The following is a 15,759-nucleotide window of genomic DNA, read 5'->3' on the forward strand; positions in this document are numbered from 1 at the left end:
AACAGCAGCCTGGGCTCGGATTACCGACCGGCAGCCCAGCTTGCAACACGGTTTCAGAAAAGCTTATTAAAATTTTCATTAGTTATAGTTGTTTTGCCCTGATCTACTCCAAGGTCAGGGCTTTTTTTATTTTTGCGTCACTGCTTATTTGGATTAAATAGGCTACGTAATACTGAATGTTTGCGAATAACAATAATACAAACCCCATTATCTGATAGTGAATATTATCTAGTTTAAGTATTCACATCTGCAATAATAGACAGGCTTTGATTAAGCTTTAAGGCAATTTATTATTATCATTGGTTTGCTTCTCTTGTCGATTGCTGCAAGAGAAGCTTTTTTTTGCATGAAATATAGCGATGGGTAATATTTGAGCGAATTAAAAACGCCAACTGACGTTGGCGTTTTTAATTCGTTATGGGATATGGCTATGATTTACAAGAATATTACGGTGCTTTAACCCTGAAGAGTACCGCATAGAGAACAGGCACGATACCCAAGGTTAGAATCGTTGCGCCTAGCAGGCCGAAGATAATGGCAATCGCCATGGGCTCCCACATGATGCCTCCCCCTAGCCATAGCGGGATCATACCAACCACGGTTGTTGCCGTGGTCAGCAGGATAGGACGCATACGTCGTTTAGCGGCTTCTATAATGGCATCGTAATGTCCAAGTCCACTCTGCCTTTCGATATCGATACGGTCGATCAATACAATGGCATTGTTTATTACAATACCGGCCAGCGAGATGATTCCCAGTAAAGTCATAAACCCAATGTATGACTGGGCGACATGCAAGCCTATCGCTACGCCAATTAGCCCCAATGGGATCGTCATTAGAATAATGGTGGTTTTACGGATGCAATTGAATTGTGCCATCAGCAATAGCAAGATAATGACGGCGGCTATTGGCAGTTTTTCAAAAATCGATTTGTTTGCTTGGCCTGATGACTCGGCGACACCGCCAAGCTCCCAGCGGTAACCTGTCGGCCAGTTGTACTGCTGCTCATTTAGCCACGGTTTAAGCTGGTTATTGACCTCTGCCGCAGTGAGGCTAGGTGCCAAACTGGCTGATACCGTAATCGCTTTCATTCGGTCCCGGCGGGGGATCAAGGCTGGCTGCCACTCGAGATTGGCTTGGGCGACATGACCAAGGGGTATCGAATCGAGGGTATGCGTCAGTACATTCATACTTGTGGGTAGATCCTTGCCATTATATTGCTGGGAATTCGCCTTAAGCATAATGGGAATAATGTCCTCGTGTTCCCTGTATTCTGAGATCTGAATGCCTGTCGTGCTGGCTTGGATCACCTGTGCGATATCGGCATTGCTGATACCTAGGCGCTGTGCTTGGGCTTCATCAATATTGACGAAAAGGTTTTTGGTCTTGTTTCCCCAATCATCATTGATGGCACGGACACCATTAATCGCACTGAGTTGTTGTTTGACGGTATCAGCCAGTGCAAATAACTGGTCTGTATCATTGCCCATGATCCTGACTTCTATCGGGTTTTTGATTGCTGCACCGTTTTCTACTTTCCGTGTGCTGTGAACGACATCAGGGAAGTGACTGAAAATATGTTGATCGATGCTGGCCATCAAATCATCCACTACCTCACCGCTGGTGGTATTCAGTAAATAAACGGCATAGTTAGGGCTGGCAGGCTTTGAGGTGTGGGAAAGCACATAGCGGGGTCCGCCGTTACCGATAAATGCAGCCCAATTCGTTAGTCCTTCGTTATCATTTTCTGGTGACGCTTTAAGTGTTTCTAGATAAGTATCAATACTTTCTGTTACTTCCACGGTTTTGCTGAGGGGAGAGCCTACAGGTAGCTCGATTTCCAGTTTGAACGTCGGATCTTCTGAAGGCGGAAAAAATATGACTGGAATGAAACGGAAGCTATAGAGCGCAAGACCAAAGGCCAATACCACCACAGAAAGTGTTCGGTAACGATACCTCAAGAGGGTAGATAGCGCTTGGCTATACAGTTTTTCGGACTGATTTGGATGGATTGTATCTGGCTTCGCTTCTGAGCAGCCAAGGGTTGCTTCACTAGAGTCGGGCTGCTTTATTTTCAAAAAAAGCAGGCACAGCATTGGGATCATCGTCAGTGAGAAGAACCATGATGCTAATAAGGTAATTGATACCACTTTGAACAGCGGTGCGGTGTATTCACCAGTTGTTGATTCGGCAAGAAAAATGGGTAGGAATGCCGCCGATGTGGTGAGGGATGAAGTGAGTAGAGATAGCTTTAATTCACCGGCGGCATTGAGCGCGGCATCAAATGCTTTTTGTCCGCGTTGCATCCTTGTCATGATACTTTCGGCCATCACAATAGAGTTATCAACCAGCATCCCAAGTGCAATCATCAGTGCAGCAAGGGAGACTTGATCGAGACCGATCTGGAGCCAGTACATGATGCCAATAGTGGCAGCTATAGTGACAGGGATCAGGCTCGCGACAATCAAGCCAGTTCGCAAGCCAAGCGTCACCAGCATGACTCCTGATACCACGGCTATCGCCTGGAATAGATTGCTGACAAAGCTATCGACGGTATTTTTCACCAGCTCGGGCTGATAGGCGATGGTTTCAAAGTCTACGCCCCAAGGATAAGTTTGGTGAAGAGAGTCGAGCAGTTGATCTACTTGCTCACCCAGAGTGACGATGTTACCACCGTCAATCATGGCAACAGCAAGTGCAAGGCTGTTGTCGCCATTGGTGGTCACCATGGAACGGGCTGGGTATTCATAACCACGGTAGATGTTCGCAATATTCCCCAGAGGTAACACCTCGTTGGAGTTAGGAAGTGGAACAAAAGTACGTTTGAGCGCATCAACTGATTCAAGGTTTCCGCTTGGCTCAATGCTCATGACTTCGTGATCGGTATGCCATTCGCCGCCGCTTAACAGCGTGTTCTTTCCGGCTAAGAACTGCAATAGATAATTGGGTGAAAGCCCGAGTTCTTGCAGGTGACTGTTTTCGTATTCAACGAAAATACGTTCTTCCTGAGCGCCATAGATATCGACTTTGCCGACCAGCGGTAGGCGCAGGAATTCATCTCGCACCTGATCGGCGATGTCTTTTAGCTCGCTGTAATGGTAGTCGTTGGCAACAACCGAGACCACAATGCCATAGACATCGCCGTATTCGTCATTGACCGATGAGCGGCCAGCTCCGGCTGGTAACTCATTTTGTACTCCGTCAACCTTGCGTCGGAGCGAGTCCCAAACTGGCCGGAGATTTTTATAGCTGTCCTTGATATCGACAGTGATGATCGATACACCGTACTTTGAGAGGCTATTGATACTATCAAGCTCCGGCATTTCCTGGATTGCTTTTTCCAGTTTGTCGGTGACCAGCTCTTCGACATGTTCTGGCGATGCGCCTGGAAAAGTTGTTATTACCTGAGCTGTACGGATCGGGAAGCCTGGATCTTGTGCTTGTGGTATTGACAGAAAAGACGTGATACCGAGCAAAATAGCAGCGAGTACGATCAACCCCATCAACTGCTTTCTCTGCAATGCAAGCTGCGTGATGTTCATGAGCGATCACCCTCGACCAGCATCATGACTTCTTGGCCGTCATAGATTTGATTCAGCCCAGCAGTAATGACTCGCTGCCCTTCAATTAGCCCCTGGGTTATTTCAATGGAACCCGCGATAAACTTACCGGTTTCTATCTCGACTTTTCTGACAAGGCCCCGCTTGCCTTCGGTGGGTTCAAAGGTCATGACATACCGATGGCCATTGGTTTCATTGACTGTGTTCATCGGGACCCACAGGCTTTCATTGTTGACGAGAAAGTCACGGTTAATCAGTAATTCTGCCGCCATACCCGGTCGTAATTTTGCGTTACGGTTTTTTAGCTGGGCGGTAACAAAGTAGGTGCCGTTACTGCCAGTGTTCAAGCCTATTTCGCTGATATGGGCTGGTAGCGGTTCCGACTGGGCGGCATTGATTATCGCCTCGACGGGCTGGCCAATTCTCAGGTTGGATATTGTGCTCTCAGAAACATTGGCTGTTATTTCCATTATGCTTCCACAGCTCATTACAGCAATTAACTGACCGGCGCTGACATTCTCATTTTCGGTGACATAGGTTTGGGTGACAGAGCAATGATCCTCAGTCGCATGTAGCATCGCGTACTGAATCTGCTGGCGGCTTAAGTCGACAGCTTGCTGCGCCTGATCGATTTGTGCCAGGCTGACCTGATACTCGGCTTTGGCAACGTCGTAGTCCATCTCCGAAATCAATTTCTTGCTATGGAGTTCGCTCATGCGTTGATAGCGAGAAGTACTGGCTTGCGCATTCGTGGTGGCTTGTTGGAGTAAGGCCTCATTTTTTTTCAATGCCAGTTGTAGGTCGTCGTCATTGAGTGACGCAATCACCTCACCGGTACGTAGGCGTGCCCCTGCTTTTGCCGGAAAGTGGTCAATGGTGCCGGAGACTTGGAAGCTTAGGTTGGTTGTTGAGGCTGAAATTGTGGTGCCGGCAAATCGATGTTGGAAGTCCGAAGGGCTGCTGGAGGCGGCGGCTGTCCTGACGGGGCGCAACGGCGCTTGGTCTTCCAGCGTAGTGTGCTCTTGGCATCCAGTGAGGGTCATTATGCCTATCGTTAAAGATAGGGCAATAATTTGAGGTCGATATTTCATAGCAAGTCGGTTCACTCTGTGGGCATTGGGAGTCAGATGATGTAATGGATCTAAAAAAGATATATCGCCAACGGCTTTCACCTGTTTTTGAAAGAATAAAGAAAACAATAATAGTCAAAAAAGAAACAGCGGAATCAGAGAGAAAAACCATCAAGGCCGATTCTGAATACACCAATAATCACCAGTCAAAGTGGAAATATATGAAAGCTGCCTGTGGTTCACAACACGCATAGTGAATATTGCCGCAGAGCTCATAAAACAAAAATATGATAAGTTTTAATTGAAATATGAAATCCAAATTTAAAATAATGAGTTAGATTTTAGTTTGATAAACATCGCTATCAAATTGATTAGTTTTGATAGCAATGTTTATATTGATTTATTTAATTGGGGCTTGGGGCTTGGGGCTTGGGTATATATACCCAAGCTACTTCAAGATTGAGGTAACTTGGGTATATCCAGTAAATAACGAGAGGAGAGGGGAGATAGGCATTCTACCGGTTGATTTGATGGCGAAAGATTTGTGAACCTGCTTTGGAGAGGCGATAAACCCGGTTGTCATCTTGGATAATCAGGCCTGTTCGTTTGAGCTGTTGGATATGAAAATTGAGCTTGGTATGGTCTTCGATATCAAGCAGGTGGAAGATCGCCATAAACTTCAATTCTTTGTTATCCGTAAGGTGCTTGATGATGTTTCGGCGTATTGGATTAGACAGTGCTGAGTAGACTTTATCGAGGTTCAATTCACTGTCTTCAGGGAAAAAGGCTTTCTCAGCGATGCAGCGCTTTACCGTCATCAGTAGTTTAGTGCTATTAAAGGGTTTAGCGATAAAGTCATTGGCCCCTTTTTGCATCGCATCAACCGCGATATCGACCGTTGCAAATGCGGTGATAAGTACAACAGAGAGATTGGGGTTGAGTTGGCGTAAGTTGGATATCGCTTCGGTACCGGTCAAACCTGGCAGTAGGTAATCCAGAACAGCAAGATCAAAGATATGCTCCTGACATAACCTCAGAGCGGGTTCTGCACTGTCGGCTTGAAACACCTGATAACCGGCGTCTTCAAGAATATCGCTAATGTTCTCCCTCAGGAGTTGATCGTCTTCGACCACAAGAATTTTACTGGTCATGTTAGATCTCCTTGGCAAGTGTAGCCGTGACAGTGGTGCCAACCCCTTTGGTACTGTTGATGGTCAGTTTTCCTTTGTGGTCAGCTGTAATTTGTGCACAGATGGCAAGCCCTAGGCCGGTACCTTGGCCGATAGGCTTGGTGGTAAAGAAAGGTTCAACCGCTTTATTTTGTGTTTGTTTATCCATTCCACATCCGTTGTCGGTTACTGATAAGAGGATGAATTCATACCCATCAATCACTTTATTATCGATTTTTATAAGTATGTCTTTATTTGTCTCAGAAGCATCAATCGCATTACTGACTAAATTGATGACGAGCTCTTCAAGTTTAATTGGGTTGCAGAATAGTGAAATTGAGTCGTTACCGCAAACCGAAATATTAAACCCTCTTGCTTTATGGGCAAGTAATTGCAGGGCAGAGCCGATGGCTTTATTGACTGATGTATACTGTGTTACTTCTTCTGCCGAGCGCGAATAATTGAGTAAAGATGTACAAATGGTTGCTGCTCTATCTATGCCCAGCCGGGTTCTATTAACGAGTTCAAGCTGCTTTTGTTCTGTTAATCGACTTTCCAGCATATCGAGGGAAAGTGTCGATGAGCCCAGTGGGTTATTTATTTCATGGGCCACGCCGGAAGCCAATTGGCCGATGGCTTTATATTTATCGGATAAGTAGGCTTGGTGGAGCTGTGACTCAACCAATCGTTCTTTTTCCCTGTCAAAAACGCTAAGCGCCAGATAGAGAAACAGCAGCAGGCAATAGGCAACGCCGACCCGCAAGTAGAAGTAATGGCCATCGACATCCATCGGAAAGGCACCGGCCAGAATACCCATTAAAAGAAAGGTGTAGCCGGTGTACTGGAAATAGCGGCCATAAGATTTTTGGTCATCGGTAAGCTGACGGCCGTAGCTGATAAGGCAAAGGCCGCAAATGACGGTGGCCGGAAAGGCCAAAATAAATCGAGAGTAGTTTTCTAGGTTATCGATGGCTTCCTTTCCAAAGGAATGTGTGGATACGGCATGTAATAGAATGGCCAAATAGCTAAGGCAGGCAAGGGCCAGAACGCTCCTCATCAGCCGTCGTAACCAGCGGGCTTGTACGATGGTTATCATCCAGGCAAATAGAAGCAAGAAGAAAAACGATACTGAGAGCTTGCCGAGCCGTAACCACTCGATAAACGTAGATTTAGGTTCTTGGATTCGGTCGCCAAATAGATTGATGTATAGCTCAGACCATTCATAGAACGCATAAGCAAAACTAAATGCGGCCAGAGCCCAGAGGCTATGGGAAATAGTGAGTTTACTGTAGCGGAAATTACGAAATAGAATGGCACAGCCGACAGAAAAGAAGGCAAGGCCGTAAAATAGATAGACGAGGAATGTCGAAAAATAGCCCATTGCAAACGAGTCCGGAGTGAAGTGCTGCCCATTGAGGGTATTACGCTTTGCAGGTGTTGATCAACTAAAAGAGTAAGGCGCAAAAAGAAAGCCGCCAAGAAACGAGGCGGCAAAATTTGCTAGGAATATTATTATTGTGATGGAAGGGAAATATACCCAAGCGACTTACCTAACTTAGGCCCGTCGCTTGAGGTGATTAGGATAAATCTATTTCACTTCGGGGTAAGTCTTGTAACGTACACCCATCATCTGCTCCATGCAGTGGACAACTTGGCAACTGTAGCCAAATTCGTTGTCGTACCAGATGTACAGTACACAGCGCTTATCTTGGGCAATAGTTGCCGCACCGTCAACGACACCAGCATGGCGTGAGCCTACGATGTCACATGAGACAATTTCAGTCGACTCGGTATAGTCAATTTGGCCTGATAGTGGCGAGTTCAGGGCCATATCTCGTAGGTAGGCATTGAGCTCGTCTTTTTCAGCGATGCTATGCAGGTTCAGGTTGGCAACGGCCATAGAGACATTGGGTGTTGGTACGCGGATAGCATTCCCCGTTAATTTACCTGATAGCTCTGGTAAGGCTTTGGCTACTGCCTTAGCTGCACCGGTAGAGGTCAGTACCATGTTCAATGATGCTGAACGGCCACGGCGTTCACCGCTGTGGAAGTTATCAATCAGGTTCTGATCATTGGTGAACGAGTGCACGGTTTCGATATGGCCCGAGTCAATGCCATATTTATCATTGATCGCTTTCAGGATAGGGGTGATGGCATTGGTAGTACAGCTCGCCGCAGAGATGATCGCATCATCTTCTTGGATCACTGTTTCATTGACGCCGAATACCACATTTTTCAAATCACCTTTACCCGGTGCAGTAAGCAGGACTTTCTCCGCACCGTTGCAACCAAGGTGCTGGCTTAGCCCTTCGCGGTCACGCCACATACCTGTGTTGTCTACGACAAGTGCATTGTGAATGCCGAATGCCGTGTAATCGACTTCTGCAGGGCTATTGGCATAAATCACCTGGATGTAGTTGCCATTGACGATAATAGCCTTGCGGTTTTCATCGACGGTAATACTACCATTGAATGGACCGTGTACTGAGTCACGACGTAGTAGGCTGGCACGCTTCTCCAAATCACCACCTTTGCCGCCACGGACCACAATAGCTTTAAGGCGAAGTGGGTAACCTTGACCACTTTTTTCGACCAGTAGACGAGCAAGCAGGCGACCGATACGGCCAAAGCCATAAAGAACAACATCGCGGGTTTCGACGGACTGGCTGCTATTCAGTGATTCAAGTAATGCAGTTTGTAGGAAATCACTGATGTTGCTTTCGTCTTCGTTGTTAGACCAGTAGCTGTGGGCTAGCTGACCAATGTCAATCCGACAAGGAGAGAGGTCAAGTGAGCTCAACGCCTGGATCAATGGTAATGACTGTGCCGGAGATAGTTCTGAGCCGGTATAACGGCGGGAAAGACGGTGGGATTTAACGATATCGATAACTGACGTATTAACGATTTGCTTGCCGAACATCAGGACTTCAACACCCTTCTGCCGGTATAGCTGACCAAGTAGCGGTGAAATAGATTCGGCATTGGTTTGGCTTGTTTGCCAGTCTAGAAGGTATTTTTCTGGACTCATCGTTAGTTTGGACCTTTCACGTTAGGGAAGAGACCGCAGAGCGGTTTGTAATGTTTTTGTTATAGATTTTATGACGGGGAGTGTAACGTTTGCGTGGTTTTTATCCTAGTAAAATTAACGGCTTGGAAATGTGATCTCCCGCAAGTTGAAACAGTGATGTAACGCAAGCTTTTTGTTGCTGTTAGCTTGTAGCCCGTAAAAAATGACATCACTTAATTTAGGTCGTTAACAAATTCGATTAGCAATTTGACTCCCAAATTGAGCCTATCTGCTGAAAAGTGCTGACCATATTAATTAATTCTTTATAAACAATAGATTACTTCATCGCTAACTTGGTGCGGTTCTTGCTGGTTATGACTTAATACCCATTAGGCACGGCCACTGGCCCAGATTGCAAATAGGTTAAGTCATGAGAATTAACTTTATACTGTCGATTGTTGCTTTGTTATTGGTGCCTTCAATTGCATTTGCTTTGACTGTTGAGCAACTTGCAAACCAGCTCCAGAGTAATGAGATCATCATCTATGATGGCCGGAGTAAAAAGGAATATGATGCCGGACATATTCCAGGTGCGATTAGCTTTCCGTTCAACCAGGCTTATTTCAGCAAAGACAGGGCGCTATACGTAAAAGGGCGGACGCAAATTACCTTGCTGCTTCGAGAGAAGGGACTTGATAAAAAGAAGCAGGTTATCGTGTATGACAATGGTGATCTTGAAAGTGCGGCTCGCTTGTTCTGGATTTTGACGCTTTATGGCCATGAAAACGTAGCGGTATTCGAACCCGGTTATTCGGCGTGGAAGAAAAGCCATCCAACTGAACGTCACGCTCAGGATATAAAGATGAGCCTGTTCGAACCTAATTTTAATGCATCGGTTTATGCCAGTACTACCGTTGTCAAGCTAGCGACTTACTCACAAAAATACACCATTTTAGATGTGAGAACCTTAGACGAATATCAAGGGCGTAAGTCTATGAGTAGCACTTATGGCAGAATTCCATCGTCTTTGCATTATCCTATTTCATCTCTGTATAAGGAGGAGTCAGGATTAAGGGTTGTTAAGAACAATATTGAGCTCGCTTCCTCTTTCAGCCATTTTAGGCGTGATAAAAAGTACATTACCTATTGTAATTTAGGGAAAAATTCCACGTTGAGTTTTTACGTTCTCAAAAGAGCGGGCTTCGACGTGGCTTTATATGACGGCTCTTGGATTGACTGGTCGGCAAGAAAGCTACCGGTAGAATTGGAGAGGGAGCAATAAGATGACGGACAGTCGAATAAAATCAACCGTGGCAATGTGCACAAAGGGAGTGTTGGCATGTCGGCTTTTTACCGTTATCGGATTGATTATGTTGGCTTCAATATTTTTATCCCTGCTTTTTACATATCAAGAAAATTTAAAACGTGTGACAAGGGATGTTGAGGTGTTAATGAATACCTCATCGCCACTGGTTATAGATACTTTTATAAGCTCCGATGTTGAAAGCTCAATTGAGTTAAATCGTTTTTTCTCAAACTACGATGAAATTTCGGCAGTGAATATTTTTGATCTTGATGGCCAACTTACTCATCGATACCAAAGTAACCGTAAAGCTAACTTCCCGGCTAATGAATCGAAACTAGTGGGAGTATTAAACTCTGGATTTCATTTCAGTATTGTTAATGAAATGTTTTTTGATGGCAAAGTTATTGCTCACTATGCTGTGTATTACAGAAGCGCTTATATAGTGAAAGGGTTGTTGTTTTCTTTAGTACAGCTCTCGCTACCATTCATTCTTATGCTGTGTTTTGTTTTTTATTATGTTTATACCCGCGTGACTAAACCTATTTCTATGATTACAGAACAGCTTTCTTTAATGGGTAAAGGAGAGGTCAGTTTACTTGAGCTCACAGAATCGGACAGTGAGGTGGGTTGCTTAGCGAGAAAAATACAGGCATCGGATGCTAAGTTGTTTTTTAGAAACAAAAAGCTATTAGAGCTTAATCAGGAGTTAGAATCTCAGACAGAACAGCTGGATCGCGCCGTTAAAGTAAAAAGCGAATTTATGGCAAATATGAGCCATGAAATCAGAACGCCAATGAACGGTATTATCGGTTTTATTCAGTGCTTGCAGAAAAAAAATTTAGATCATGAGTCTAGTCAGCAAGTTGAATATATTAGAGAGTCCGCTTGCTCCTTATTAGTCCTTATTAACGAGATCCTAAGTTACTCCAAGCTTGAAAGCGGTAAGGTTGAAGTGTCAGAAACTGTTTTTAATATGAATCAGCTTATTCACTCATGCGTTAAAACCGTTCATTTAGAAGCGATAGAGAAAAAGCTTGATGTGAACCTTAGCCTGCCGCCAGAAAAGGACTGTTACTTTAATGGTGATGAACAGCATTTACGCCAAGTCATCACAAATTTGTTAGGGAATGCGGTTAAGTTTACCGACAGCGGTTTTGTCAATGTATCGGTAGAAATCTTACAAGATAAACCCCATGAAGCGGAGTTATGCCTTCGAGTGTCTGATAGCGGCATTGGGATATCTGCCGATAAGATTGACAGTATTTTTGAGTCATATACCCAAGCCGACGGTTCTATTTCAAGGCGGTATGGTGGCACTGGGCTTGGTCTGACGATTTCAAATCGGCTATGCGAGCTCATGGGGGCAAAACTCGGTGTGATCAGCCAAGAAGGAGAGGGGACAGAGTTTTCTTTTCGGCTGTCTATTAAAAAAGCGTTAGCTGTGAATGATCACAAGCCATTGGGTTTGCAAGAGAATACAGAGTGCGACTTATCCCAGTTTGCGCATACTCGAATTCTTGTTGCTGAAGATAGCCATGTGAATCAGCAGTTAGTTATAGCGTTTCTTAGGTCGATGGGATTAACCAAAATTGATGTGGTCGATAATGGTGTTCAAGCGGTTAATTACATAAAAAGTAGTAAGCCGGGTTTGATCCTAATGGATTGCCAAATGCCGGAGATGGGGGGCTTGGAAGCGACGGCGATGATACGGCGGAGCACCAATGGCAGCCAGGTGCCTATTATTGCGCTAACCGCGAATGTTATGGAAAGTGAAAAGCAGCATTGTTTTGACGCGGGGATGGATGCTTATCTCGCAAAACCCATTATTAAAATTAATTTATTCAGCACCCTGCTAGGTGTACTCAGTACGGATTCTGTGAGTTAAAAAGCCCTTACTGGATTGCACCAGTAAGGGCTTCTATTCTGCACCTTGAGGTAACTTGTCTATATAACGCTATAGCGTCAGGAGTAGGCCTTCTTTTCCTGCAAGCGTGATGTTGAGCACCCCATCTTTACACTCCCATTCATCACCGGTGATCAACTCGGTTAACACGGCATTATCAGCGATACCTAGCTGCCAAACCGGCAGGGTAAGCACTTTTGATGAGTCGCTGTTGTTGATCAAAGTAAGCAGTGTCTCATCACCTAGAGTACGGGCGTAGGCGAGCTGTTGTTGCTCTGCATGCAACCAGTGAAGGTTTCCTTCCTGCAATGCTCGATGGGCTTTACGGGTACTGATGAGTGTGCTGACAAAATCGTAGGTAGAATTCGACGTTTCAGTGCGTTCCCAAGGGAAGCAACGACGGTTATCCGGATCGTGGCCTCCTTCTAAAGCGACTTCTGTTCCGTAGTAAATGCACGGTGTGCCAACATAGGTAAACAGCATTAGCAGTGCCAGCTTCATGGTGTCTTGGTCGCCTTCCAATGTCGTCAAAAAGCGCATGGTATCGTGGCTGTCTAGCTGGTTAAGTTGTGCCAATTGGTTCTGCCATGGAATTTTTCCGCGAACTTCTTCCAGCCAGTCTGCAAACTCGGCAGCATCAATTTTGCAGTTATGGTAGGCGATGTCTTTATTGGCAAAGAAAGCTCTTACCGGGTGGGCGAAACCATAATAGTTCATGGCCCCGTCTTCCTGATCACCTTCCAGCCAGCTGGTGGCTTCAAAGAAGTGTTCGCCCAAGACATAACAGTCCGGATTCACTGACTTAGCTGCGTTACGGAAAGCTTTGACATAATGTGCGTTGTTGGTTGCCCCCACTCCTTCCCCCAGCATATGGATAACATCAAAACGCCAACCATCAACGTTGTACGGCGGACGAAGCCACTGTTTGATCACGGCATCGTCACCGGCATAGATATAATCTTGGACTTCAGGGTTCGAAAAATTGAGTTTTGGTAGGCTATCTATGCCTTTCCAACCAACGTAGTGCTCGCTGTCACTGTCGAATTGATAGTGATCGCGGAAAGGGGAGTTAGGGTTGCCGAATGCACCGGGTGTTTCTTGCGTTTTCTGATAGCGGTTAAACCATGGGTGGTTAACCGACGTATGGTTATAAACCGCATCCAGCACTATTTTCATATCGCGCTGATGGAGGTTTTCAACCATATCGGCAAACTGTTCATTGTTACCCAAGTGCGGATCGATACGCGTGTAATCAGTCGTATCATATTTATGATTACTTGGCGCCTCGAAAATAGGGTTCAGGTACAGTGCTGTAATACCAAGCTTCTCTAGGTAATCAAGCTTATCTTCTATCCCTTTCAGGTCACCGCCGTAGAATTCATTGGGGCCATTGTTTTCATGTGAGTCCGATACCGGCGCGCCCCATTCTTTGGCGATTGTTGGCCGCTCATTGCCTTTAAGGCAGTACTCGTTATCCACTACGCTGATAGCTGGGTCGCCGTTGTTAAAGCGGTCTGGGAAGATCTGGTAGAACACCTGGCTTTTGACCCACTGTGGTGGTTGGTGTTGGGCGTTGTATTTGAAATGTGATTCCCTGCCGGGCATTCGAGGGCTGATCCCCTTACTGTCGAGCCACCACTGGCGACTGTTCTGCATCACCTTGAAACAGTAGTGAGTTAAGGCTTTATCTTGATTGAGTGGGATTTGGCCATGCCAGTATTGAAGTCTACCTTCGGTTTTCCCTTTTTCCATGTCGATGAGCATTTCTTCGTTGTCTGGCTCGCAACGAATGAAAATAGTGGAAATTAGCGTGTCAGCTTCACTGGCAAGCGTTAGGGTTAGGGAGTGCTCTGAAACCGTTACCCAGTGGGTGTCCTGTCCGTGGTAAAAAAAAGGCTTAGTCATCATTGTTATTCCGCCCTCAGAAGTCGATGTGCCCATTACCTTACTGCTTTTGCATGAAAATAGAATCCTCCCGATTCAAAAATTTCAGGCGTAGGTGGGGGCGTAGAGAAGAACTGCGAGTGATTCGTGTTTATGTGGGATGAGAAGCAAGCCGCTGCTAGATGGAGCAGCGGCTGTTAGAGGAATAAGCAATTTCTTTTTTACGTAATGGCATGCTGTCGACCAGCTGGGAAATGTGCTGCCAGTTGGTTCGTTCATTCCAGCGGTGCTTTTCCAGTCCATCTTTACCAATCAAAATCGCGGTGTGGGTACCTCGGGGGATGTTGTAGAGTTTTTCTAACCGAACGATATCTTCCGGGCTAAAGATGTCCGTTGGTTTGTTATAGCCGTCTTTGGTCATGACCACCACAACAATATCTCGCTCTTGTAACATGCAGTCATGCATCAGCGATTCCTTTATAAAGGCATTAACATGCTGATCTTTTTCAGGGGCAAAATACAAAATACTACGGTGGTTCCAATGCATGGAATCTGTAGGGTAGGACAGGGCGTTAACACTACAACCAACAAGAATTATCGCCAATAGGTTTGTTAACAGCTTACTCATTGTCGTCTTCCTTCCTGATGCTAGGGGAAAGCCGGTGATGGCGCTGTATAAATCAGCGCTGCTGCCAATAACTAACGACATTCTTGTCGGATTGGATCAAAGGTGCGAATGTTGTTTCATTGTTGTGTTTATTAGTATATACCCAAGTGACTTCAAGACACTGTGTATTTCGCCATGTGCTCAGCGACATAATCGATAAAGACCCGAAGACGAGCAGGCATGAATTTGGTTTGGGCAAATTGCAGTGCAATGTCACCTTGGTAGTTGCCCTTGATGGTCCAGTCTGCCAACACCTGCTTTACTTCACCTTCGGCCAATGCTTTTTTAATGACAAAGTCCGGGAAGATACCGATCCCCAGGCCGTCCATGACACCACGCAGGCGCATCTGTGAGTGATTCACCGCATATCGACCTGAGACTGGGATCGTGTGCATTTCCCCCTCTTTGACAAAATCCCAAATATGATCGGTCGTTGTTTCACCGAGGTATAGGCAGTCGTGTTGCAACAGATCGGTTGGATGCGTAGGGATGCCTCGTAGGTCAAGGTACTCTGGGCTTGCGCAAAGACTCAGGCTGACTTTACCCATTTGTTTTAGCACTAACCCCTCAGTCGGTTTTTCCGTCAGACGGAAAACCACGTCAATCCCTTCAGAGATCAGATCGATATCGCCATCACGTGCCTTAAGTTTCAGCTCGATATCAGGGTATTGAGTGAGAAACGGCAGTACCATAGGCTGCAAAACGATACTCAAAAATGCTTTGGGTGCCGCCACAGTTAACGATCCAGAAGGCGTTTCGTGTTCAGAAATCGTGAATTCGACCGCTTGTTTGGTTGCTTCCAGTAAGGTGCAGCATTGGTTGTAGATACCTTTACCCGACTCGGTAATCACCAGTTTACGGGTGGTACGCTCGATCAACTTGGCTGATAGGGTTTGCTCCAGCCGGGAAAGTTGCTTGCTCAGGGCTGAAGGGGTCACTCCCAGCTTTCTTGCTGCTGCAGTAAAACTGCCTTCATCAACCACAATTTTAAATACTGCCAGTTCAGGCATTAAGGCAATGAGTTTATTTGTGTCCATAATTCACGAGACCTTTTCCACGAGAGGGGATAATAGTCTTATTGCTCTTTGATTAGAATGGCTAAAGTTCAAAGATCCTGTGAAATTACAATAATTGCAGGTAAATCACCTAATCTATAAATGGAAATATTGCTCAAATAGACGGTTTCACCGTGT

At 45.6% G+C, this 15,759-nt stretch carries 11 protein-coding genes; 3 read left to right on the plus strand and 8 right to left on the minus strand.

What is annotated here, in order from left to right:
* Positions 1–446 precede the first annotated feature (446 nt).
* Positions 447–3,542, minus strand: coding sequence for an efflux RND transporter permease subunit (locus L4D79_RS20815; protein ID WP_428653928.1), 3,096 nt, complete (start codon positions 3,540–3,542; stop codon positions 447–449).
* Positions 3,539–4,603: an efflux RND transporter periplasmic adaptor subunit gene (locus L4D79_RS20820; protein WP_428653930.1), complete on the minus strand. Its 1,065-nt coding sequence runs from the start codon at positions 4,601–4,603 to the stop codon at positions 3,539–3,541. Before L4D79_RS20820 ends, L4D79_RS20815 begins: the two co-directional genes overlap by 4 nt.
* Positions 4,604–4,695: 92 nt before the next feature.
* Here L4D79_RS20820 and L4D79_RS20825 point away from each other — a divergent pair, with 92 nt between their 5' ends.
* Positions 4,696–4,884 (plus strand): hypothetical protein, encoded by a 189-nt coding sequence (locus tag L4D79_RS20825; protein WP_428653932.1) that lies wholly within the window; start codon positions 4,696–4,698, stop codon positions 4,882–4,884.
* Between the two features lie 261 nt (positions 4,885–5,145).
* Here L4D79_RS20825 and L4D79_RS20830 read toward each other — a convergent pair whose 3' ends face one another.
* The 3 genes from L4D79_RS20830 to L4D79_RS20840 all read right to left on the minus strand — a co-directional run bounded on the left by L4D79_RS20830 (position 5,146) and on the right by L4D79_RS20840 (position 8,827).
* Positions 5,146–5,781: a response regulator gene (locus tag L4D79_RS20830; RefSeq protein ID WP_428653934.1), complete on the minus strand. Its 636-nt coding sequence runs from the start codon at positions 5,779–5,781 to the stop codon at positions 5,146–5,148.
* Position 5,782: 1 nt separating this feature from the next.
* Positions 5,783–7,180 carry an ATP-binding protein gene (locus tag L4D79_RS20835; protein ID WP_428653936.1) on the minus strand — a complete coding sequence of 466 codons (1,398 nt, stop codon included), beginning with the start codon at positions 7,178–7,180 and terminating at the stop codon, positions 5,783–5,785.
* Positions 7,181–7,387: 207 nt separating this feature from the next.
* Entirely contained in the window at positions 7,388–8,827 is a 1,440-nt protein-coding gene (locus tag L4D79_RS20840; protein WP_428653938.1) for a glyceraldehyde-3-phosphate dehydrogenase, read from the minus strand.
* Positions 8,828–9,236: 409 nt separating this feature from the next.
* Between L4D79_RS20840 and L4D79_RS20845 the strand changes: the two genes are divergently transcribed.
* Together L4D79_RS20845 and L4D79_RS20850 are read left to right on the plus strand one after the other, a co-directional pair.
* Entirely contained in the window at positions 9,237–10,088 is an 852-nt protein-coding gene (locus tag L4D79_RS20845) for a sulfurtransferase (RefSeq protein WP_428653940.1), read from the plus strand.
* A 1-nt stretch (position 10,089) separates the two neighbouring features.
* Positions 10,090–11,997 carry an ATP-binding protein gene (locus tag L4D79_RS20850; RefSeq protein WP_428653943.1) on the plus strand — a complete coding sequence of 636 codons (1,908 nt, stop codon included), beginning with the start codon at positions 10,090–10,092 and terminating at the stop codon, positions 11,995–11,997.
* Positions 11,998–12,066: 69 nt separating this feature from the next.
* Here the strand turns inward: L4D79_RS20850 and malZ are convergent, their stop codons facing one another.
* The 3 genes from malZ to L4D79_RS20865 all read right to left on the minus strand — a co-directional run bounded on the left by malZ (position 12,067) and on the right by L4D79_RS20865 (position 15,603).
* Entirely contained in the window at positions 12,067–13,920 is a 1,854-nt protein-coding gene (gene malZ / locus L4D79_RS20855; RefSeq protein ID WP_428654108.1) for a maltodextrin glucosidase, read from the minus strand.
* Positions 13,921–14,077: 157 nt separating this feature from the next.
* Positions 14,078–14,527 carry a DUF4174 domain-containing protein gene (locus L4D79_RS20860; RefSeq protein WP_428653945.1) on the minus strand — a complete coding sequence of 150 codons (450 nt, stop codon included), beginning with the start codon at positions 14,525–14,527 and terminating at the stop codon, positions 14,078–14,080.
* Positions 14,528–14,679: 152 nt separating this feature from the next.
* On the minus strand, positions 14,680–15,603 hold the full coding sequence (locus L4D79_RS20865; RefSeq protein ID WP_428653948.1) for a LysR family transcriptional regulator: 924 nt from the start codon (positions 15,601–15,603) through the stop codon (positions 14,680–14,682).
* Positions 15,604–15,759: the final 156 nt, after the last annotated feature.

This window comes from Photobacterium satsumensis, from assembly GCF_050336935.1.
Lineage (GTDB): Bacteria > Pseudomonadota > Gammaproteobacteria > Enterobacterales > Vibrionaceae > Photobacterium > Photobacterium satsumensis.